This is a genomic window from Sphingomonas cannabina, from assembly GCF_021391395.1.
GTDB classification, from domain to species: domain Bacteria; phylum Pseudomonadota; class Alphaproteobacteria; order Sphingomonadales; family Sphingomonadaceae; genus Sphingomonas; species Sphingomonas cannabina.
The window spans coordinates 3,083,752-3,105,691 of record NZ_CP090059.1; the positions used below are offsets into that span (position 1 = coordinate 3,083,752).

11 protein-coding genes are annotated in these 21,940 nt (G+C 68.3%); 6 read left to right on the forward strand and 5 right to left on the reverse strand.

Going from position 1 to position 21,940, the window contains the following annotated elements; genetic code table 11:
* Positions 1 to 4: 4 nt before the first annotated feature.
* Complete coding sequence (locus tag LZK98_RS14695; protein ID WP_233783118.1) at positions 5 to 742, reverse strand: GntR family transcriptional regulator; 738 nt, start codon at positions 740 to 742, stop codon at positions 5 to 7.
* A 248-nt stretch (positions 743 to 990) separates the two neighbouring features.
* On the opposite strand from LZK98_RS14695, the gene LZK98_RS14700 reads away from it, so the two are divergent.
* Genes LZK98_RS14700 through LZK98_RS14715 form a run of 4 tightly spaced genes read left to right on the forward strand, consistent with a single transcriptional unit; the run spans position 991 to position 10,365 of the window.
* Positions 991 to 3,315: a beta-N-acetylhexosaminidase gene (locus LZK98_RS14700; RefSeq protein WP_233783120.1), complete on the forward strand. Its 2,325-nt coding sequence runs from the start codon at positions 991 to 993 to the stop codon at positions 3,313 to 3,315.
* Entirely contained in the window at positions 3,312 to 5,891 is a 2,580-nt protein-coding gene (locus tag LZK98_RS14705) for a beta-mannosidase (protein ID WP_233783122.1), read from the forward strand. The genes LZK98_RS14700 and LZK98_RS14705 overlap by 4 nt, the downstream gene beginning before the upstream one ends.
* The gene (locus LZK98_RS14710) at positions 5,888 to 8,446 is read left to right on the forward strand and encodes a glycoside hydrolase family 3 C-terminal domain-containing protein (protein WP_233783124.1); all 2,559 of its coding nucleotides are present in this window, start codon (positions 5,888 to 5,890) and stop codon (positions 8,444 to 8,446) included. The genes LZK98_RS14705 and LZK98_RS14710 overlap by 4 nt, the downstream gene beginning before the upstream one ends.
* Positions 8,443 to 10,365 carry an alpha-L-fucosidase gene (locus LZK98_RS14715; RefSeq protein ID WP_233783126.1) on the forward strand — a complete coding sequence of 641 codons (1,923 nt, stop codon included), beginning with the start codon at positions 8,443 to 8,445 and terminating at the stop codon, positions 10,363 to 10,365. Before LZK98_RS14710 ends, LZK98_RS14715 begins: the two co-directional genes overlap by 4 nt.
* Positions 10,366 to 10,460: 95 nt before the next feature.
* On the opposite strand, the gene LZK98_RS14720 is transcribed toward LZK98_RS14715, so the two are convergent.
* The gene (locus tag LZK98_RS14720) at positions 10,461 to 10,694 is read right to left on the reverse strand and encodes a hypothetical protein (protein ID WP_233783128.1); all 234 of its coding nucleotides are present in this window, start codon (positions 10,692 to 10,694) and stop codon (positions 10,461 to 10,463) included.
* A 65-nt stretch (positions 10,695 to 10,759) separates the two neighbouring features.
* On the opposite strand from LZK98_RS14720, the gene LZK98_RS14725 reads away from it, so the two are divergent.
* Together LZK98_RS14725 and LZK98_RS14730 are read left to right on the forward strand one after the other, a co-directional pair.
* The gene (locus LZK98_RS14725) at positions 10,760 to 11,776 is read left to right on the forward strand and encodes a N(4)-(beta-N-acetylglucosaminyl)-L-asparaginase (protein ID WP_233783129.1); all 1,017 of its coding nucleotides are present in this window, start codon (positions 10,760 to 10,762) and stop codon (positions 11,774 to 11,776) included.
* A 16-nt stretch (positions 11,777 to 11,792) separates the two neighbouring features.
* A complete protein-coding gene (locus LZK98_RS14730; protein WP_233783131.1) occupies positions 11,793 to 14,792 on the forward strand; it encodes a TonB-dependent receptor domain-containing protein in 3,000 nt (999 codons plus the stop codon).
* 103 nt (positions 14,793 to 14,895) lie between these two features.
* Here LZK98_RS14730 and nagE read toward each other — a convergent pair whose 3' ends face one another.
* The 3 genes from nagE to LZK98_RS14745 form a co-directional block, all read right to left on the reverse strand.
* Entirely contained in the window at positions 14,896 to 16,575 is a 1,680-nt protein-coding gene (nagE, locus tag LZK98_RS14735) for an N-acetylglucosamine-specific PTS transporter subunit IIBC (RefSeq protein WP_233783133.1), read from the reverse strand.
* Entirely contained in the window at positions 16,575 to 19,037 is a 2,463-nt protein-coding gene (gene ptsP, locus LZK98_RS14740; protein WP_233783135.1) for a phosphoenolpyruvate--protein phosphotransferase, read from the reverse strand. Before ptsP ends, nagE begins: the two co-directional genes overlap by 1 nt.
* A gap of 161 nt (positions 19,038 to 19,198) precedes the next feature.
* Positions 19,199 to 21,892 (reverse strand): TonB-dependent receptor, encoded by a 2,694-nt coding sequence (locus LZK98_RS14745; protein ID WP_233783137.1) that lies wholly within the window; start codon positions 21,890 to 21,892, stop codon positions 19,199 to 19,201.
* Between the last annotated feature and the right edge of the window lie 48 nt (positions 21,893 to 21,940).

Consider the following 21,940-nt stretch of genomic DNA (forward strand, 5'->3'; position numbering starts at 1 on the left):
CGCGTCAGACGTCGCTCAGCTCCGCCACGAAATCATAGGCGTCGCCGCGATAATAGGAGCGCGTGACCTCGGCAGCCCGGCCGTCACGCAGGAAGGCGCGGCGCTCGATCAGCAGGCCCGCGTGGCCCGGATCGACGCCCAGCATCTTGGCATGCTCGCCCCCGAACGGCACCGCACGCAGCCGCTGGAGTGCGCGGACGGGCCGGTTGCCGGCCTGCTCGAGAGCGGCGTAGAGCGAGTCCCCCACCACATCGACCGAGGAGAGGCAGTAGCCCGGGATGGTCGAGAACTCGAGCGCCATCGGCTCGTCGTCGGCATAGCGTATGCGCGCGAAGCGCAGCACCCCCGCGCCCGGCGACAGGCCCAGCGCCATCGCCTCCTCCGGGTTCACCTGCCCGGGGGCGCGCGAGATCCAGCTGCTGCTCGCCTTGCGGCCGCGCGCCGCCATATCCTCGGTGAAGGACGAGAGCTTGGAGAAGCTCTTCTCGACGCGCTCGGCGACAAAGGTGCCTGCGCCGCGGCGGCGGGTCAGCAAACCCTCCTCCACCAGTCCGCCGATCGCCTTGCGCACGGTGATGCGCGACACGTCATATTCGAGCGCCAGGTCGCGCTCGGGCGGGATGGCGTCGCCCTGCTTCAGCACCGCGCCGCCGATCGCGTCGCGGATGAGCTGCTGGAGCTGGAGATACAACGGCGAGGGGTTGTCGTCCCGGAAGCGTCCGATCTGATCCGAAAATGCCATTCCTTCCCCCTGCCGAGACCCCTCGCCCCAACACGGCCGGCTGGTATCCCACGGCGCCATGAGGAGCAACCGGTCTGGGTTCAGGTCTAGATTGGTACGATCTTTCGACCACTCACCCCGATGCAGTCAAGATATTTCAAAGGATTTCCGCGCCCCGCCGAATCGTTGCGCCGCCGCTATTGCCGGATAGGATATACATTGGTTACATCCGCCGCGCATCGCCGAGCCGGCGCAACAGGGAGCAACGAATGATGCGGACGAGCGCCAGGTGGCTTTGCTGGACGAGTCTGACGCTCGCAGTGCCGGCATATGCGCAATCTCCCGCGGCGCTCCCGCTCACGCCGCTGCCCAGTTCGGTGCAGCCGGGCCAGGGCAGCTTCACCGTCGCGGACGGCGCGATCATCGCCGTTCCCGCGGACGACACCGGAGCCGCGGCGGCGGCGCGCATCCTCGCGGCCCATGTCAAGGTCGAGCGGGGCATCACGCTCGTCGACAAGGCCGGCACCGGCCCGATCAGCTTCACGCGCGACCCGGGCGTGCAGGGCGGCGAGGCCTACCGGCTCGAAGTCGATGCCAAGGGCATCCGCATCGCCGCCTCGGGCGACCGCGGCCTGCTCTACGGCGCGATGACGCTCGCCCAGCTGCTCAGCCCCGACCGCGCGTTCGGCAAGCCGGTCAAGGTTCCCGCAGTGACCGTCACCGACAAGCCGCGCTTCGGCTGGCGCGGGCTGATGATCGACCCGGCGCGGCATTTCCAGCCGATCGAGTTCCTCTATTCGGTCGTCGACCAGATGGTGTCGGTGAAGCTCAACACGCTGCACATCCACCTCACCGACGATCAGGGCTGGCGTTTCGAGGTGAAGCGCTATCCCAAGCTGACCGAGATCGGCGCCTGGCGCACCGGCCCCTCCACCGGCGGCCCGGCACCGACCGAGAAGGTCGGCGGCTTCTACACCCAGGAGCAGCTGAAGGCGCTGGTCGCCTATGCCACCGAGCGCGGCATCACCATCGTGCCCGAGATCGACCTGCCCGGCCACGCCCAGGCGCTGGTCGCCGCCTATCCCGAGCTCGGCGTGTTCGGCGACCGGCCCGAGGTCTCGCACGACTGGGGCGTCAATCCTTATCTCATCAACCCCGGCCCCAAGGGTGTCCAGTTCGTCAAGGACGTGCTCGACGAGCTGATGACGGTGTTCCCCGGCACCTATATCCATCTGGGCGGCGACGAGGCGGTCAAGGACCAGTGGGAGCGCTCGCCGGAGGTGCAGGCGCAGATCAAGGCGCTCGGCCTCAAGGACGAGAACCAGCTCCAGAGCTGGCTGATCGACGAGTTCGGCAAGTACCTCGCGAGCAAGGGCCGCCGGCTGATCGGCTGGGACGAGATCCTGGAGGGCGGGCTGCCGCCCTCCGCGTCGGTGATGTCGTGGCGCGGCGAGAAGGGCGCGGTCGAGGCCGCCAACCAGAACCACGACGTGGTGCTGAGCCCCGCGCCGACGCTCTACCTCGACAGCCTGCAGAGCCGCCGCGCCGACGAGCCGCCGGGCCGGATCGCGATCCAGACGCTCGAGGACGTCTACAAATACGAGCCGATGCCGGCCGGCATCGACGCGGAGAAGGCGAAGCATGTGCTCGGCGCCCAGGCCAATGCCTGGAGCGAGTATCTGGTGACGCCCTATCAGGTCCAGCACATGCTGTTCCCGCGCGCCGCGGCGCTCGCCGAGATCACCTGGTCGGACAAGGACAAGCGCGACTTCGCGGGCTTCGTCGCCCGGCTCGACCCGCAGGTGCAGCGCTGGCGCCGCTCGGGCGTCGAGGTGGCGGACAGCGCCTTCGCGGTCGGCTTCGAGGTTCAGGGCAGCCGAGGCGACGCGCTGCGGGCGAACAAGGTCACCGTCGCCCTCTCGACCCAGGCACCCTACGGCACGATCCGCTACACGCTCGACGGCAAGGCCCCGACCGCCAAGTCGCGCGCTTACTCCGCCCCGCTGACGCTGAAGCCCGGGGCGACGATCCGCGCCGCTGCCTTCGATGCCGTCGGCAATGCCACCGCCACGCCGCGCAGCTTCGACACCAGCCGTGCCGCGCTGCTGACCCGTACCAGCTCCGACCTCATCGCCTGCCCACGCGGCAGCCTCGGCCTCCGGGTGCCGCTGACCTCCGAAGCGACGGACAATGCACCGGCCTTCAACATCAACCTGTTCGACACCTGCAGCGCCTACCCGGCCGCGCCGCTCGACGTCGCCAAGGGCTTCACCGTCGAGGTCGCGCGCCTGGCACGCCACTACGGCCTCGCGCATGAGGCCTCGGCGCTCCGCGCGCATTACAACGTCACGCCCCATGGCGAGCTGGTGATCCAGGCGCGCTGCTTCGCCGCGGCCAAGGACAAGAGCGTCAAGCCGGTCGTGCTCGCCACCTTCCCGCTGCCCGATCCCGAGCGGTCGCCGACCCGCTTCAGCTTCAGCGGCACGCTGCCGGCGATGGCGGGGGACGAGGACCTGTGCCTCCAGTTCACCTCGTCGCTGCTGGATCCCTATTATGCCGTGGAGCGCATGACGCTGACGGAGGCCGCCAAGTGAAGCCACGGCTCGCGCTTCTGCCGTTGCTGTTCGCCACACTGCCCGCCTGGGCTGCCCCCAAGGAGACGATCCCGCTCGACGGCGTCTGGGAAGTTCGGATCGATCCCGCCGACGCCGAAGCCGCCAAGGCGCATCCGCGCGAAACCGCTTGGTTTCCCGCGAGGGTGCCAGGCAGCGTCCAGCAGGACCTGATCGCGGCCAGGCGCGTCCCCGATCCATTCAAGGGGATCAACGAGGCGCCGATCCAATGGGCCGGCCTCACCAACTGGCAGTTCCGCCGCACGATCGCGGTGACGCCGGCGATGCTGGCGCGCGATCATGTCGAGTTCGTGTTCGACGGGCTCGACACCTTCGCAACGGTGTCGGTGAACGGCCAGGTGCTGCTCAAGGCCGACAACGCCCACCGCCGCTGGCGCGTCGATGCCAAGGCCGCACTGAAGCCGGGCCGCAACGAGCTGATCGTAACGATCGCCTCGCCGATCAGGACGCTCCAGCCGATGGTGCTGGCCGAAGCAAATCCGCTGCCCGGCGAATATGATTCCGCGTTCGGCGACGAGCCCAAGGGCAAGCAGACCTCGCCCTATATCCGCAAGCCGAAGTACCACTATAGCTGGGACTGGGGCCCGCGCCTGGTGAACGTCGGCGTATGGCGCGCGGTGAAGCTCGAAGGCTGGGACGAGGCGCGGATCGACGCATTGACGATCGAGCAGGAGGCGCTGAACGACGCCGAGGCGCGGCTGGTGGCGCGCTATCGCATCGTCGCCGGGCACGACGCGACGGTGACGCTCGATACGCGGATCACCACGCCCGACGGCACTTCGCAGGCCGTGACCCGCACGGTGAAGGTCGCCGCGGGCGACAATGAGGTCAGCGTGCCCCTCAGCGTCGCCGCGCCGCAACGCTGGTGGCCGGTCGGCTACGGCGCGCAGCCGCTCTACCGCGTCGCCGGAGCGCTCGGCAGCGACGACCGCGTCGAGCACCGCATCGGCCTGCGCACCGTCGAGCTCATCCGCAAGGACGGCAGCTTCGGCTTCCGGATCAACGGCGTGCCGATCTTCGCCAAGGGCGCCAATCTGATCCCGTTCGACAATTTCCCGTCGCGCGTGACCACGGCGCAGATGCGCGACATCCTCCAGAGCGCGCGCGACGCCAACATGAACATGCTGCGCGTCTGGGGCGGCGGCTATTATCTCGACGACGATTTCTACGCGATCGCCGATGAGCTGGGCGTGATGGTCTGGCAGGACTTCATGTTCGGCGGATCGATCACCCCGCCCGACGCCAGGTTCCGCGACAATGTCCGCATCGAGGCGGAGGAGCAGGTCGAACGGCTCCAGGCGCACCCCTCGATCGTGCTGTGGGCGGGCAACAACGAGGTGCTGTCCGGCTGGGAGAACTGGTCGGACCGCAAGGCCTTCAAGCGCCGCGTCGGCGCCGACGAGCAGGAACGGATCGGCGTCGGCATGGCGGTGCTGTTCGACCGCGTGCTGCGGGGTGCCGTGCTGACGCGCTCGCCGGGCACGCCCTATTGGCCGGGCTCGCCTTCGACCGATTACGAAGGCCCGACCGACACCGACAAGGACGGCGACCGCCATTTCTGGGACGTGTGGTCGGGATCGAAGCCGGTCGAGCGCTATCTCGACAGCTGTCCGCGCTTCATGTCCGAATATGGCTTCCAGGCGATGCCCGACCTGTCGACCATCCGCGAGTTCGCCGGAAATGGGCCGCTCACGCTCGACAGTCCGGTGCTCAAGGCGCACCAGAAATTCCTGGCCGGCGAAGGCAACGCCCGGCTCCAGCTCTATCTCGACCAGCGGCTGCGTCCGGCACGCGATTTCGCCGACCTCGTCTACCTGACCCAGGTCAACCAGATGCAGGCGATCGACATGGCGGCGCGCCATCATCGCGGCTGTCGGCCGGTGACGATGGGATCGCTCTACTGGCAGATCAACGACACCTGGCCGGCGATCTCCTGGGCGAGCATCGACTATTACGGCCGGTGGAAGCTGCTCCATTATGCCGCCCGGCGCTTCTTCGCACCGCAGGCGGTGGTCGCCGAGCATCGCGACGGCAGCACACGGATCGCCCTCGTCTCCGACGCGACCGCGCCGGTCCAGGCGCGCTGGCAGGTGCGGGCGTTCGACATGGCCGGCAAGCCGATCGGCGAGCGAGGCGGCGAGGTGACGCTCGATCCGCTCTCGGCGAAGGACGTGGCAAACCTTACCGATGCGGAATTGTTCGCCGGCGCCGATCCGAAGGCGAGCTATGCGGTCGCCGAACTGCAGGTCGACGGCCGCCCCGTCTCCCGCACCATCGTCGAGCGCGCCGTCCCCAAGGACATGGCCTATCCCGCTTCGGGCCTCACCGCCCGCTGGGAAGGCAAACGCGTGACGATCACCGCCAAGGCACTCGCCCGCGCGGTGATGCTCGACTTCGGCGCCCTCCCCGCCCGGCCGAGCGACGACGGCTTCGACCTGCTGCCGGGCGAGAGCGTGACGGTCGACGTGCGCTCCGACGCCTCCGCCGCGGCGCTGAAGCGCGCCCTCACCCTCCGCACACTTGGACCCCGATCGTGATCCCGCTCCTGCTTCTTGCCGCCGCCACCGCCGATGATCCGGTCGCCCGGTCGATCGCGACCATGACCGTCGAGGAAAAGGCCGCCCAGCTCCAGAGCACCGCGCCCGCCGACGAGGATGCCGGCCTCCCCGCCTACGACTGGTGGAACGAAGGGCTGCACGGCCTCGCGCGCAATGGCCACGCGACGGTATTCCCCCAGGCGATCGCGCTCGCCGCGACCTGGGATACCGACCTGACGCACAAGGTCGGCGATGTCGTCGCGACCGAGGCGCGCGCCAAGTTCAACGCGCGCCCCGCCAATGCCGACCGCCGCATCTATGAAGGGCTGACGATCTGGTCGCCCAACATCAACATCTTCCGCGATCCGCGCTGGGGCCGTGGGCAGGAAACCTATGGCGAGGACCCGTACCTCACCGGGCATCTCGGCGTCGCCTTCATCCAGGGATTGCAGGGACCCGACCCGGCGCACCCGAAGGTCATCGCCACGCCCAAGCATTTCGCCGTCCACAGCGGCCCTGAGGCAGGCCGCGACGGCTTCGACGTCGACCCCAGCCCGCAGGACCTGGAAGCGACCTATTTCCCCGCCTTCCGCCTCGCGATCACCGAGGGCAAGGCGCGCTCGCTGATGTGCGCCTACAACGCGATCCACGGCACCCCGGCGTGCGCTTCCTCGCCGCTGCTCAACGACCGGCTGCGCAAGGATTGGGGGTTCACCGGCTTCACCGTCTCGGATTGCGACGCGGTCGCCAACATCCACCTGTTCCACCATTACCGCCTCGACGCCGCGGGAGCGGCGGCGGCGGCGATCAAGGGCGGCAACGACCTCAACTGCGGCAGCGCCTATGCCGCGCTCCCCCAGGCGGTCGCCAGGGGACTGGTCAGCGAAGCCGAGATCGACACCGCCCTCTCCCGCGCGCTCGACGCTCGACGCGCGCTCGGCATCGCCTTCGGCGGCGACAGTCCGTGGAGCCGGATCAAGCCGAGCGAGATCGGCACGCCCGAGCATCGCGCCCTGGCGCTCGACGCCGCGCGCAAGTCGATCGTGCTCCTCAAGAACGACGCCGGCCGCCTGCCGCTCAAGTCCGGCAGCCGCATCGCGGTGATCGGCGCCGACGCCGACGACCTCGGCGTGCTCGAGGCCAACTATCATGGCACCGCGATCGATCCGGTCACGCCGCTGGAGGGCATCCGCCGCCAGTTCGGTGCTGCGAACGTCAGCTACGCCCAGGGTTCCGTCCTCGCCGACGGCGCCCCGGTGGTGGTGCCCGAAACCGCCTTCGCCGCCGACGGCAAGCCCGGCCTCAAGGCCGAATATTTCGCGAGCCCGACCGTCGGCGGTACGCCGGTCGCGACGCGGCAGGACCGGCGGATCGACTTCAACTACACGCGCGCCGCTCCCCTGCCCCAGCTCGATCCCAAGGGTTTCTCGGTGCGCTGGTCGGGCGAGCTCGTGCCTCCAGGGCCGGGCCGCTACACGCTCGCGATCGACATCCCGGCCTGCTGGAAGGATTGCACCACCCATGACGCCGTCCGGCTGTGGATCGACGGCAAGCCGTTCCACGCCGGTCCGCTCGGCAAGGCGCGGGTGGAGATCCCCTTCGACAGCGACGGCGGCCGCCATGCCTTCCGCCTGGAGCTCGACCATCACGGCGAGGACGAGGGGCTGCGGCTGATGTGGCTCCCGCCCGCTGAGCCGATGCTGGCGCAGGCGGTCGCGGCGGCGCGGAACGCGGACGTGGTGGTGGCGGTGCTCGGCCTCTCCCCCGATCTCGAGGGCGAGGCGCTCCAGGTGAGCGTACCCGGTTTCGTCGGCGGGGACCGCACCGACATCGCGCTCCCCCAGGCCCAGCAGCGGCTGCTGGCGGCGCTGCGCGGCACCGGCAAGCCGGTCGTCCTCGTCCTGACCAGCGGCAGCGCAGTCGCGGTCGATCCGGCGATGGCCGACGCGATCCTAGCCGCCTGGTATCCGGGCGAATCCGGCGGCACGGCGATCGCCGAGACGCTGGCGGGGTTCAACAACCCCTCGGGCCGCTTGCCGGTGACCTTCTACAAGAGCACCTCCGACCTCCCCGCCTTCATCGATTACGGCATGAAGGAGCGGACCTACCGCTATTTCACCGGCACGCCGCTCTGGGGCTTCGGCCATGGTCTCAGCTACACCAGCTTCGCCTATGATGCGGCCACGGCAAAGGCCGGCTCCACGGCAGTTCCGGTGGAGGCAAGCGTTCGCCTCCGCAACAGCGGCGGCCGTGCGGGCGAGGAGGTCGTTCAGGTCTATCTGGTCCCACCGTCCGCTAAGGGGGGCGGCTTCACGGCCCCCGTGCTCCAACGCCAGCTCGCCGGCTTCCGCCGCGTCGCGCTGACGCCGGGCAAGACCGCGACCGTCCGCTTCACGATCGACCCGCGCAACCTGAGCACGGTCGAGCGCGACGGTACGCGCCGTGTGCTGCCCGGCCGCTATCGCCTGTGGCTCGGCGGCGGCCAGCCGCAGGACGGCGCCGGCCAATGGACCGAATTCACCCTCACCGGCGAGCCGGAGACGCTGCCCAAATGACCGAAATCTCGCGCCGTTCGCTGCTCGCCACCGGCCTCGCCGCCGGCACGCTGGCCACCGCGCCGGCGCTGGCCGCACCACGCACGGCTCCGCCCAAGCCTTACGGCGCGGTGCCGAGCCCGCGGCAGTGGCGCTGGCACGGGCGCGAGCAATATGCCTTCGTGCATTTCTCGATCAACACCTTCACCGACAAGGAATGGGGTTATGGCGACGAGAGCCCCAAGCTGTTCAACCCGACCGACTTCGACGCCGACCAGATCGTCGCCGCCGCCAAGGCCGGCGGCCTGCGCGGACTGATCCTCACCGCCAAGCATCACGACGGCTTCTGCCTGTGGCCGACGACGCTCACCGAACATTGCATCCGCAACAGCCCCTACAAGGACGGCAAGGGCGACATCGTCCGCGAAATGGCCGATGCCTGCCGCCGCGCCGGCCTGCCCTTCGGCCTCTATCTCTCCCCCTGGGACCGCAACCACGCGGACTACGGCCGACCCGCCTATGTCGACTATTACCGCGCCCAGCTGACCGAGCTCTGCACGCGCTACGGCGAGCTGTTCGAGGTGTGGTTCGACGGCGCCAACGGCGGCGACGGCTATTACGGCGGCGCGCGCGAGGCGCGGAAGATCGATGCGCCGCGCTATTACGACTGGCCGTCGATCGTCGCGCTGGTCCACCGGCTTCAGCCGAATGCCTGCACCTTCGACCCGCTCGGCGCCGACATCCGCTGGGTCGGCAACGAGGACGGCGTCGCCGGCGACCCGTGCTGGCCGACCATGCCGAACCAGCCCTACGACCAGAAGAACGGCAACGCCGGCGTGCGCGGCGGCGCGATCTGGTGGCCCGCCGAGACCGACGTCTCGATCCGCCCCGGCTGGTTCTACCATGCCGACGAGGATTCCAAGGTGAAGAGCCCCGAGCGCCTCATCCGCCTCTACGATGAATCGGTCGGCCGCGGCACCAACCTCAACCTCAACATTCCGCCCGACCGCCGCGGCCGGATCCCCGACCAGGACGTCAGGATCCTCAAATCCTTCGGCGACGCGATCCGCGCCACCTTCGCGCGCGATCTCGCCAAGGGCGCCGTGGCCCATGCCAGCCACAACCGCGGCCCGGACTTCGAGCCCGCCCATGTGCTCGACGGCAATCGCGAAACCTATTGGTCGACGCCCGACGGCGTGACCGTTTCGGAGCTGATACTCGACCTGAAGCCGGGCACGAGCTTCGACGTCATTCGCCTGCGCGAATATCTGCCGCTCGGCGTGCGCGTGACCCGCTTCGCGATCGATGCCGAGATCGGCGGCGCCTGGCGCACACTCGCCGAGCATGAATGCATCTCCGCCCAGCGGATTATCCGCCTGCCCGCCCCGATCGCACCGCGCCGCGCCCGCCTGCGCATCGTCGAGGCGCCCGCGTGCCCGGCGATCAGCGAATTCGCGCTGTTCCGCTCGGTCGCGCCCGTCCCGGTCCCACCGATCATCTCCTCCGATCCCAGCGTGCTCGACACGAGCGGATGGCGGATCGTCGAGGCGAGCGCACCCGACGCGGAGCGCCTGCTCGACAACGACGCCGCGACGATCTGGCTGCAACCTGCCCCCACGCACGATCGACCGGCGCGCGTGACGATCGACCTCGGCAAGCCGGTCGAGCTCGCCGGCTTCAGCCTGACTCCCTCGCGCCAGGTAATGACCGGCGCGGCACCACCTAAAGGTTATGTCGCCGAAACGAGCGACGATGGGACCAATTGGAAGCCAGCGGCGAGCGGGGAATTCTCCAACATCGCCTACGCGCTCTCCACGCAGCGGATCGCCTTCGCCACGCCCCGGCAGGCACGCTACCTCCGCCTGACCTTCGCCGAGACTGCCGTCACGGCACGGAGATTGGCCATCGCCGGAATCGGCGGGTTCACCGCAACGCGCTAGGACCGAGCGACATTTGAAGCTCCGGGCCCTACTGGCCCATCCCCACCGTCACCCCGGACTTGTTCCGGGGTTTCACCGCCCCCCCCTGGTCGCGCTCAAGCCTCTTGTCCTGCTCTTGCCTCCCCGTGGGCCCGGAACAAGGCCGGGGTGACGGTGGAGAAGGGTTGAAGCCATCCATCCCTCAAAGCCGGTCGATCGGCGGCTCCCGGCTGCGCGCCTGCATCAACCGCCAGGAAATTCCCAACGCGCATCACAACATGCCGAAGGGTGATCCTGGATAGGCGCACGATAAAACCAATTTTCTTTTTGGTATTGAATTGATTTTTCATCTATGACAATCTTATTGCATGGGCGCGACAGAATGATAACGCTCCCATCATTGGGGAAGACATCGATGGGCACGTCGCGCCGCGGCGCTTTGGCGATGGGATTGGGCGGAGCCGCCCTGGCCGGCCTGCCCCGGACGGCGGCAGCGCAGCCTCGGGCCCGCGCTCTCATCGTATCGACCTGGGATTTCGGTGCCGCCGCTAACGCCGCGGCTTATGCGCGATGGAAGGCGGGCGGATCGCTGCTCGACGCCATCGAAGCAGGCGCGCAGGTTCCCGAGGCGGATCCCGCCAATCACTCGGTCGGCCTCGGCGGCTATCCGGATCGCGACGGCCACGTGACGCTCGATGCCATCATCATGGACGATCGCGGCAACGTCGGCGCGGTCGCGGCGCTGGAGGATATCCTCCACCCGATCTCGGTCGCGCGGCGCGTGATGGAGAAGACGCCGCACACGATATTGGTCGGCGAAGGCGCCCGCCAGTTCGCGCTGGAACAGGGCTTCGCCACCACCCGCCTGCTCACGCCCGAGGCGGAGGCCGCCTGGCGCGAGTGGCTCAAGACCGCGAAATACAAGCCGATCGTCAACATCGAGAACCAGCGCGGCACCGCGTTCGACCACGACACGCTGGGTATCCTCGCCTGCGCGCCCGACGGACGACTGGCGGGCGGCTGCACCACCTCGGGCATGGCGTTCAAGTTGCGTGGCCGCGTGGGCGATTCGCCCCAGTCGGGTTGCGGCCTGCTGGTCGAGCCCGGCGTCGGCGCCGCGACCGCGACGGGTGTCGGCGAGGAAGTGACGCGGATCGCCGGTTCGGCCCGGGTAGTGGCGTCGATGCGCGCCGGCCTGTCGCCGATGGCCGCCTGCCGCGAGGCCGTCCAGCACATTGCCCGGCTGCGCGGCGACGCGGTCAAGGACGCGCAGGTCGCCTTCCTGGCGATCGACCGTCACGGCACCGTCGGCGCCTACGCGCTTCAGCCCGGCTTCACCTACGCCGTCACCGACGAGAGCGGCGCCACCAGGGTTCAACCTGCCGACAGCCTCAACGGCGCGGCCGGGACGACATCACCACACAAAAGATGATCAAAGGGGACAGACCATGAAATCCGTACACGCGTTGCTGTTGGCCTCCACTTGCATCACCGGCCTGTCGGCGATGCCCGCCATGGCGCAGGAGGTCGCGTCGAACGACACCGCCGATCGCGAGATCGTCGTCACCGGCTCGCGCATCAACCGGCCGAACACCACCGCCGCCGCGCCGATCCAGTCCGTCACCGCCGATTCGATCCGCGCCCAGGCCGCGGTGAACATCGAGGAAGTGATGAACCGGCTGCCGCAGATCGCGCCGGACAGCCAGCAGAACTACCAGGACTCGGACGGCCGCCAGCGCCTCAAGCTGCGCAACCTCGGCTTCGAGCGCACGCTGGTGCTGGTCGACGGCAAGCGCCTGGGCACGATGAACGGCGAGGACGTCAACATGATCCCGACCTCGCTGATCGAGCGGGTCGACGTGCTGACCGGCGGCGCCTCGGCGGTCTACGGCTCGGACGCGGTGGCCGGCGTCGTCAACTTCATCATGAAGCCGGACTTCGAGGGCGTCCAGCTCAACGCCAACTACAATTTCTACGCGCACGAGAACAAGCCGGGCCTCGTCTCCGAGGTCGCGAGCCAATACGGCTTCACCCAGCCCGCCAGGGGGAACGCCTTCGACGGCGGCCGCGTCGACCTGTCGCTGACGGCAGGCAAGAAGCTGTTCGACGACCGCTTCCACATCTCGGGCTATGTCAACTATCGCCAGGGCGACCTGGTCCCCTACATGTCGCGCGAGACCTCGGGCTGCCAGCTGAGCCAGGCGGTCAAGGACGGTCCCCTCACCTGCACCGTCTCCACCTACACCCCGAACGGCTATATCTCGCCGCGCACCGGCGCGAACGACGGCGCGCAATATGTCAACAATCCGGACGGCACCCGCACCTTCGTGCCCTATTCGGACGCGGTCGCGGCCAATCCCTATGACGGCTATTCCTTCCAGCGGCGGAACAAGCGCTGGAACGCCGGCGGCTTCACCTCCTTCGAGATCTCGAACGCCGTCGAGCTCTATGCCAATGTGATGTGGTTCCGCGACCGCTCGGCGAACCCCTATCCGGCGCGGGTGCTGAGCTCGACCGCCTATGGCGACGGCAGCACCCCGTATCAGGTGAACTGCGACAATCCGTTCCTGTCGGCGGCGCAGGCGTCGACGATCTGCGGCGCCGCCGCCGGCACCAGCACGATGGTGCCGATCGAGGTCCGCTACCGCTTCAACGGCGCCCCTGCGCTGGACGATCTCTATCTGAACAAAGGCACGCGCATCTCGGCGGGCGTGCGCGGCGAGTTCGCGAAGGGCTGGAACTACGATGTCGGCGGCGTCTACGCGCGCAACCGCCAGGACTGGTCCTGGGCCATGCCCGACTTCGACCGCGTCAACAACGCGCTGAACGTCGTCAACGTCAACGGCACCCCCGCCTGCGCCTCGGGCGCCGCCGACGGCTGCCTGCCGTTCGATCCGTTCAGCGCCAATTCCCCGTACAACAACAGCGCGCTGTTCGATTATCTCGTCGAAGGCAGCTACGCCAACCAGACCACGATCAACACGCTCTACAACGTCGTCGCGACGGTGCAGGGCGATCTCGGCACCTATGGGATCAAGAGCCCCTGGGCCGAGCAGGGCCTGGCGGTCGCGTTCGGCGCCGAATATCGTGAGGACCAGCTGAAGGGCTATGCCGACGACCTCTGGCGCGAACGCTACGGCGGCACCGACCAGAGCCTCAGCCAGCATGCCTGGGAAGGCAATGTCGAGCTCCAGGCGCCGATCATCGAGAAGAAGCCGTTCGCCGAGCTGCTTCAGTTCAACGGCGCCTACCGCCTGTCGAAGTACAGCAGCAATCCCGACACCTTCTCGACGTGGAAGGCGGAGGCGATCTGGTCGCCGGTCCGCGACATCACCTTCCGCGGCTCGATCAACCGCGCCCAGCGCGCCCCGACCGTGGTCGAGGCCTTCCAGGGCAGCAACATCAGCTATGACCGGATCGTCCCGACCTTCAACGACATCTGCGCGCCGACAATCACCGGCTATACCACCGGTCCGAACGGTCAGCAGGTGCCGATCTACGGCGCTCCGCAGGCCTCGCAGGAGGTATGCCGCGCCACCGGCCTCGCCGACAGCCTCTACGGCAGCCCGACCCTGCTCTGCCCGACCGACATCGGCTGCACCGTCCGCCGCGGCGGTTTCACGGTCAATCCGGAGACGGCCTATACCAAGACGTTCGGCGTGCTGCTGCGGCCGCGCTTCATCAAGGGCCTGACCTTCTCGGTCGACCGCTTCCTGATCGATCTCAAGGACTCGATCGGCTACAACGACTACGACTATTTCTCGAACGGCTGCCTTGCCACCGGTCAGGAATTCTTCTGCAGCATGTTCGTGCGCAACCCGGACGGCACGCTGTACAGCAACCCGGGCACCAACCCCGCCACCGGCTTCCTCCGCGGCGGCACGACCAACTACTATAAGAGCAAGTCGCACGGCTGGGATTTCCAGGCCCAGTACAACCTCGGCCTCGGCGCCGCCGGCCGCCTGGACTTCGACTTCTCGGGCTCGCTGACCACTCTCGCCGGCGGCCAGGATTCGCCGATCCTGCCGAAGTACAACTGTGCCGGCTATTACGGCGGCGGCTGCGGCCAGCTGATCCCGAAGTGGACGCACAACCTGCGCGCGACCTACACCACCGCGGACCAGTTCTTCAGCGCCTCGCTCAACTGGCGCCACCTGGGGCCGCTGACCAACGTCACCAACTCGGGCGATCCGAACCTCGGCTGGACGCCGGAGGGCGAGCGGACGACCTTCTATCGTATCGGCGCCTACGACTATTTCGACCTGGCGCTGAACTTCCGCGTGCAGAAGAGCTTCTCGTTCCGGATCGCGGCCAACAACATCCTCGACAAGACGCCGCCGATCCTGCCGAACTCGTACAGCTACGGCCTGTCGCGCAACAACACGCTGTCGGCGCGCTACGACTCGCTGGGCCGGCAGATCGCGGTCGGCGCCACCGTCAACTTCTGACCTCTGACAGTTCCTCCCCGCTCGGCCTGCCTCTTCGGAGGCGGGCCGTTTTTTTCGGAGAAGCTGCGCCGCCCAGAGTAATTTGCGGCTGTAGAGGGCTAGCCTAGCCTAGCAGTTGCTTCGCGAGGCTGGGGGCAGTCGGCCCGACGATCAGGTGAAGACGAGGACCACTGGCGACCGCCCGCACCCCGGCGGCCTTGAGCGCTTCGGCATCGACTGCACTGCTGTCGGCAACGTCCAGGATCAGCCGCGTGGCCTTGGCCGAAACCGATCGTATGCCCGCGGGCTGCAGCACCTTGGCGATCGCCGCGGCATCGAGCGCGGGAACAGGTACAGGTCCTGCCGGCGCCGCGGCAAGCGCATCGCGTATCTCACCCGCGACCTGATCGGCGATCGGGCCCAGGATCACCTGGAGCCCGCCATCGGCAAGTCGCACGATCCCGCGCGCGCCGAGCGCCTTGAGCGCAGCATCGTCCGCCGCAGTCTGGTCCGCGACGACCAGCCGCAGGCGTGTGGTGCAGGCTCCGACCGACCGGATGTTGGCGCCACCGCCCAACGCCGCCACCATGTCCGCGCCGCGTCCTCGTCCAGTCGAGGCGGACGGTGTCGCAACCGCCTCGGCTTCACGGCCGGGCGTCTTCAGGTCGAAGCGGCGGATGCACCAGCTGAAGGTGAAATAGTAGATCGCGAAATAGGCCGCGCCGACCGGCAGCAGCAGCAGCGGCCGCGTCGACAGCCCATAGTTCAGGACATAATCGAACAGCCCCGCGGAGAAGCCGAAGCCGAGCTTCACCCCCAACAGGTTCATCACCGCCATCGACACGCCGGTCAGCACGGCATGGAGGAGGTAGAGCAACGGCGCCAGGAAGATGAAGCTGAACTCGATCGGCTCGGTCACCCCCGTCAGGAACGAGGTGAGCGCCAGGCTCAGCAGCAGGCCGCCGACCGCCTTGCGCCGTTCGGGCAGCGCATTGCGATACATGGCGAGGCAGGCGGCGGGCAGGCCGAACATCATCACCGGGAAGAAACCGGCCATGAAGGCGCCGGCGCTCGGATCGCCTGCGAAGAAGCGCTTGAGATCGCCCGTCGCGCCATGGAAGTCGCCGAGCAGGAACCAGGCGACGTTGTTGATGATGTGATGGAGGCCGGTGATCAGCAGCAGCCGGTTGAGCACGCCGAACAGGAACAGGCCGATCGGCCCTGCGCCCAGCACCCAGCGGCTCAGGCTGTCGACACCGCTCTCGAACCAGGGAAAGCCGAGCCCGAACAGCAGGGCTCCGATGAGGCCCGCGAAACCCGCCGCGATCGGCACGAAACGGCGGCCGCCGAAGAAGGCGAGATAGTCGGGCAGCTTGATCGCATAGAAACGGTTGTAGAGCAGGCCCGCGACGATGCCCGCGGAAAGGCCCGCCGGCACGCTCAGCTTGGCGATCTCCTTGGCGCGCCAGACTCCCTGCTCCGCCGCGTTGGCCGAAACGAGGTCGGGCGGGAGCGTGAGCAGCGTCTTGGCGCCCTCGACCGCGACGAGATAGGCGACCACGCCGGCCAGCGCCGCCGCGCCATGGTTCTCGCGCGCCAGCCCCACGGCGACGCCGGCCGCGAACAGCAGCCCCAGGTTCGAGAAGATCGCATCGCCCGCCGCGGTGATGAAGGCGATGTTCAGCACGTCGGGCTGGCCGAGGCGGAGCAGCAGCGCCGCGATCGGCAGCACCGCGATCGGCAGCATCAGCGCGCGGCCGAGCGGCTGGAGTCGGGCCAGTGCCGCGGATAGGTCGAGCTTCATCATATCGTCTCCCGCGCGATCGCGCGTACCTCGTCCGCCGACTCCGCCTCGCACGCCCGTTCGGCGAGCGCGACGCAGCGCTCCATCGTCAGCTCGCGCACTACCGCCTTCAGCCGCGGGATCGCGGCCGGCGTGGCGGAAAGCTCGGTGATGCCGAGGCCGATAAGGATCGGCGCCGCCAGCGGATCGGATGCGAGCCCTCCGCATACCCCGGCCCAGCGGCCAGCCTCGCGCGCGCCCTTCCCCACCTCCCGGATCAGCCGCAGCACGGCGGGATGCAATGCGTCGAGCCGCTGCGAGACGCCGGCATTGCCGCGATCGGCGGCGAGTGCATATTGGGTGAGATCGTTGGTGCCGATCGAGAGGAAAGCGGCCTCCCGCGCGATCTGGCCCGCCAGCATTGCGGCCGCCGGCGTCTCGATCATCACGCCTAGCGACGGTGCGACGATGCCGAGCTCGGCCGCGACTTCCTCCAGCATCGCACGCGCGGCGCGATAGTCGCCGAGATCCGCGACCATCGGCAGCATGATCCGGCATTGCTCCCCGGGCACGGCGCGCAGGATCGCGCGATACTGGAGCCGCATGAGGTCGGGCCGCGCGAGGCTCAGCCGCACGCCGCGCACGCCGAGCGCCGGATTCTCCTCGGCCGGCATCGGCAGATAGGGCACCGGCTTGTCGCCGCCGATGTCGAGCGTGCGCACGATCAGCGGACGCTCGCCGAGCGTGGCGGCGATGCGAGCATAGCAGTCCCGCTGCTCCTCCTCGTCCGGTGCGGTCTCGCGGTCGAGGAACAGGAATTCGGTCCGGAGCAGACCGCAGCCTTCCGCGCCCGCCTTCACCGCGGCGGCGGCATCGGCGATCGATCCCAGATTGGCGAAGATCTCGATGCGCGTGCCGTCGGCCATGCGGCCTTCGCCATGCGCGGCTTCGAGCTCCGCCGCCCGACGCTCGCGCACGCGCGCCAGCCGCTCGCTCGCGGCGGCGAGCGCCGGCGCACCGGGATCGGCGGTGATCGTGGCGGCGTCGGCATCGAGGATCACGGTTGCGCCCTCGACGATGTCGAGCACCGCGGGTCCCGCAGCGACGATCATCGGAATGCCGGCTGACGCTGCAAGGATCGCAACATGGGCGGTCGGCCCGCCCGCAGCGGTGCAGATGCCGGCGAGCCGGCCCTTGTCGAGCGCGAGGAACTGCGAGGGCAGCAGGTCCTCGGCAATCAGGACCGCATCAGGCGGCAGCGCCGGGACGGCCGCCCCGTTTTCCCCGGTCAGCACGCCGATCACCTGCCGCTCGAGATCGGCGAGGTCGGCGACACGCTCCATCAGCAGCGGATCGCCGGTCGCCCGGATCGTATCAGCCGCCTGCCGGCTCGCCATGCGCCAGGCGAAGGCGGCGCTACGGCCCTCGGCGATCGCCTGCTCCGCCGCCGTGCCAAGCTCCGGATCGGCGAGCAGCGCGCGATGCGCCTCGGCGACCGCGGCGGCCGTGCCCGAGCCGCCTGCCAGCGCATCCGATACCTGCCGCAACGCATCGGCAAGCGCCGCGCGCTCCTGCGCGATGCCCCTGCCATCCACCGGCACCTCGATATCCACCGAACGAAGCTGCACCGCCTGCCCGATCGCGAGGCCCGGCGAAGCGCAGACCGGCCGCCCGGGCGGCGCAGGTGCCGCCGCAACGATCGGCGTCGCAGCCTCCTCCTCGGCGATCCGATCGAGCAGAGCCGCAACCGCGTCGACCGCCGCCCGCGCATCGGCACCGCTGGCGGTGAGCGTGATGGTCTCGCCCAGCGTCGCGCCGAGACCGAGCAATGCGACCGTGCTGCGCGCATTGGCGACATGCTCGCCGCGCCGGATCTCCACCTCCGCAACGAAGGGCTTGAGCGCGGCGGCGATGCGCGCGGCGGGGCGGGCATGAATGCCGTGGGGCGCGGCCACGCGCAGCTCACGTTCGTAGCGCTCGTCCGTTGCGGGCACCGCCCCCGCCACCGACGGTATTCCACCCGCGATGCGGGCCACCACCTCTCCTGCAGCCACCTCGCGGCCGGGCCGGTCGACGGCGAGCGCATAGCCTTCGTTCGCTACGACCATCGGCGTGATGAGCGCCTTGGCCATCTCGCCCACTGCGTCGAGATCGAACGCGATCAGCGGATCGCCGGCGCGAACGGATGCACCGGCCGCAACCTTGGGCGTGAAGCCCTTCCCCGCCAGCGCGACCGTCTCCAGGCCGATGTGGAGCAGCAGCTCCGCACCATTCTCCAGCCGCAGCGTCACCGCATGGGCGCTCGCCGGAATCGACAGCACAATGCCGTCGGCCGGCGCGCAAAGCAGGCCCTCGACCGGATCGATCGCGAAGCCATCGCCCATCATGCGCTCGGCAAACACCGGGTCCGGCACCTCGTCGAGCGGCGCCAGCCAGCCTGCAAAGGGGGCGAGCAACGCGATACCGTCTCCCGCCCCCGTCACGCGACCGGCTCCGGCATTGCGCAGCATCGACGGACGATCGTGGGGATTGGGAACGGCATGGACATCAACTTACGCTGCTTTCAAGGACAAAAAAGAAGGGCGGCGGAAGGAGAAGGCCCCTTTCCGCCGCCCGGCGATGTGTTTCAGCTCGAACCCATAAGTCAGAAGTTGACGTTGACCGTGGCGAGCAGCTTGCGCCCGGTACGGTACACGCTGCGCGGCAGGCGCGGCGTGTTGGCGTAGCCATAATATTCGCTGTCGGTCAGGTTCATGCCCGCGAGCGTCAGTCCTACGTTCGGCGTGAAATTATAAGTCGCCGACACGTCGACGTTAGCGGTGTCGCGCACGTACATCTCGTCGCCGCGGTCGATGCCGGTGAAATACTTCGACCGCCACGTATAGGTGCCGCGGATCGCCACCGGCCCGCTTTCGAAATAGGGGCTGAGGCTCGCCTGATGGCGCGAATTGTACGGCAGGTCCCGCCCGTCCTGTCCCTCGCCGTCCGAGAAGGTGTAGTTGGCGAGGATGCCGAAGCCGAGCGGCAGATTCTGCTGATAGGCGACGGCAAAGCCCTTCACCTCGGCCGAGCCCGCATTGAACGGCCGGCTGATGTCGTAGGTCGACACCATATTCTGCGACTGGTTGAAATGCTCCTCCGGCACCGTCTGCGACAGGATGTAGTTGCTGATGTCCTTATAGAAGACCTCGGCCGACAGGATCGCGCGCGGCGCGAAATACCATTCCAGCGACGCGTTGAAGTTGTTGGATTTGTAGGGCTTGAGGTCCGGGTTGCCGCCGGCACCGGTCAGGACCTGGTCCGACAGCCAGAAGAAGTTGGTGAGATCGGCATAGTTCGGCCGCGCCACCACCTGCGCCGCGGCGAAGCGGAACAAGAGGTTCGGCTTCACGTCGGCGATGATGTTCACACTGGGCAGCACGTTGTCGTAGCTGCGCTTGGCGCTCTGCCAGGCCCAGTCGGCCTCGGCGGTGCAGAGCGCGCCGGGATTGCAGACATAGCCCGCGCTGTCGAAGCCGGTGTGGACATAGCGTACGCCGAAGTTGCCACGCAGGCCGCCGACGTCGAAATTGGCCTGGCCGTAAAGGGCGTGGATGTTCTCCTTGACCTCCCAGTTGCCGGCGGCGAACTCGGGCGCGGCGAACGGCGACGGTGTCGGCAGCGTCCGGCCCTCGAGGAAATCCACCATCGACGGGCCGCTGATGATGAAGCGGTCGCTCATCTGGTCGTTCACGCCCTTGATGCCGGACAGGTAATTGTCCTTCACCTGGCGCGGGTCGAACTGCGACGCCGGCGCCGACAGGCCGGTGAGCGAGATGCCGGCATAGGCCTGAGCGGTCTCGTGATGGCGATATTTGTAGCCGACCTGGATCCGCTTGATCGGACCATCGAGATCGAGGCCGAAATCGGCCTGGGCGTAGCGCTCCTTGTCGGAGGTCGGCTTGGCCACGGTGTTGCCGCTCCAGCCGGGATCGGTCACGAACGCCGCGGGATTGCCGAGCACGTCGGTGGTGTAGCTGATCGAGCCGGGACGCCCCGGCGCGCCGCCGATGTCCACCGTATAGTCGGCCTTGTTCAGGAACTCGAGGAACACCTGGCGCTTGGTGCCGCCGTCGGCGTCGGAGATGCCGCCCTCGACGTTCACGTCCCAGTTGCCGCCGTCCCAGCCGGCCTTGGCGTGATAGGTGTCCGAGTGCATCTCGGCTTCGCGATACTGGACGTCGAGCACGCTCAGCCCGTCGTTGAGCATCGTGCTGGTGACGATGCCGTCCTTCACCTCGATCCCGGTCAGCGCGCCGGCGCTGTTCCAGGTATTGCCCGCGAAGCTGTACATCGACTGGTTGAGGTTGTTGTATTTCGCGTCGATCTTGAGCCAGTTGAACTCGAGGGTGAGCTCGTCGACCGGCTTCCACTGCGCGGTCGCCGAATAGGTGAGGCGCTCGCGGCCCTGCTCGAAATAGGAGGTGCCGAACGCATTGGGCGCCACCGCATCGGGATTGGCGGCCAGCGTCGTCGCGCAGGCGCCGGTGCAGTTGCCGGTGTAGGTCCGGCCCGGCACCGGATCGGCCGGCGTCGCGAGCGAACTGGTGTTCGCGTCGTTCGCGCCGTTCCAGAAATCCGCGGTGATCGACCCATAGGCCTCCAGACCGTCGCGGCGCAGGCGGTCCTTGCTGCGCTGGAAGGCAGCCAGGATGCCGAAGGTCTTGGACTCGTTATGCCAGCTGACCAACGCCGAGCCCTGGATGTCGCCCTTCTTCGAACGGTCGTTGTAGAGATAGCTGAGCGAGCCCGCGACGGTGAGCGGCTTCAGCTCCAGCGGCTTGCGCGTCACCACGTTGACGGTGCCGCCGATCGAGCCTTCGTCGATGCGCGGCTCAGGCGACTTGTAGACGTCGACGCGGTTGATGAGCTGCGGCGCGAGCAGCGCGTAGTTGAAAGTGCGACCCGGCGAATCGAGGATGAACCAGTCCGCCGACGCCACCGTCTGGCCGTTGAGCAGCGTGCGGTTGAGCGCCGGGTCGGTGCCGAGGATCGAGACCTTCTCGCCCTGGCCGAACTGGCGGTCGACGGTGACGCCCGGCACCAGCGTCAGCGCCTCGGCGACATTGGTGTTGGGAAACTTGCCGACATCCTCGGCATTGATCGAATCGACGATCGCATCGGCGTTACGCTTGGTGTCGAGCGCGGCCGCCAGCGAAGCGCGATAGCCGGTGACGACGATATCCTCGCCCTGCTCCTCGGCAGCCTGCGGCGCGGCATCGGTCGTCTGCGCATATGCGGCCCCCGAAAGCAGCGCGAGGCCGCTGGCGGTGCCGATCAACAAAGCCCTGAACCTCATCTCCATCCCCTTTGCAGCTATAGCTATGGTATGCTTTCTCTTGTACCA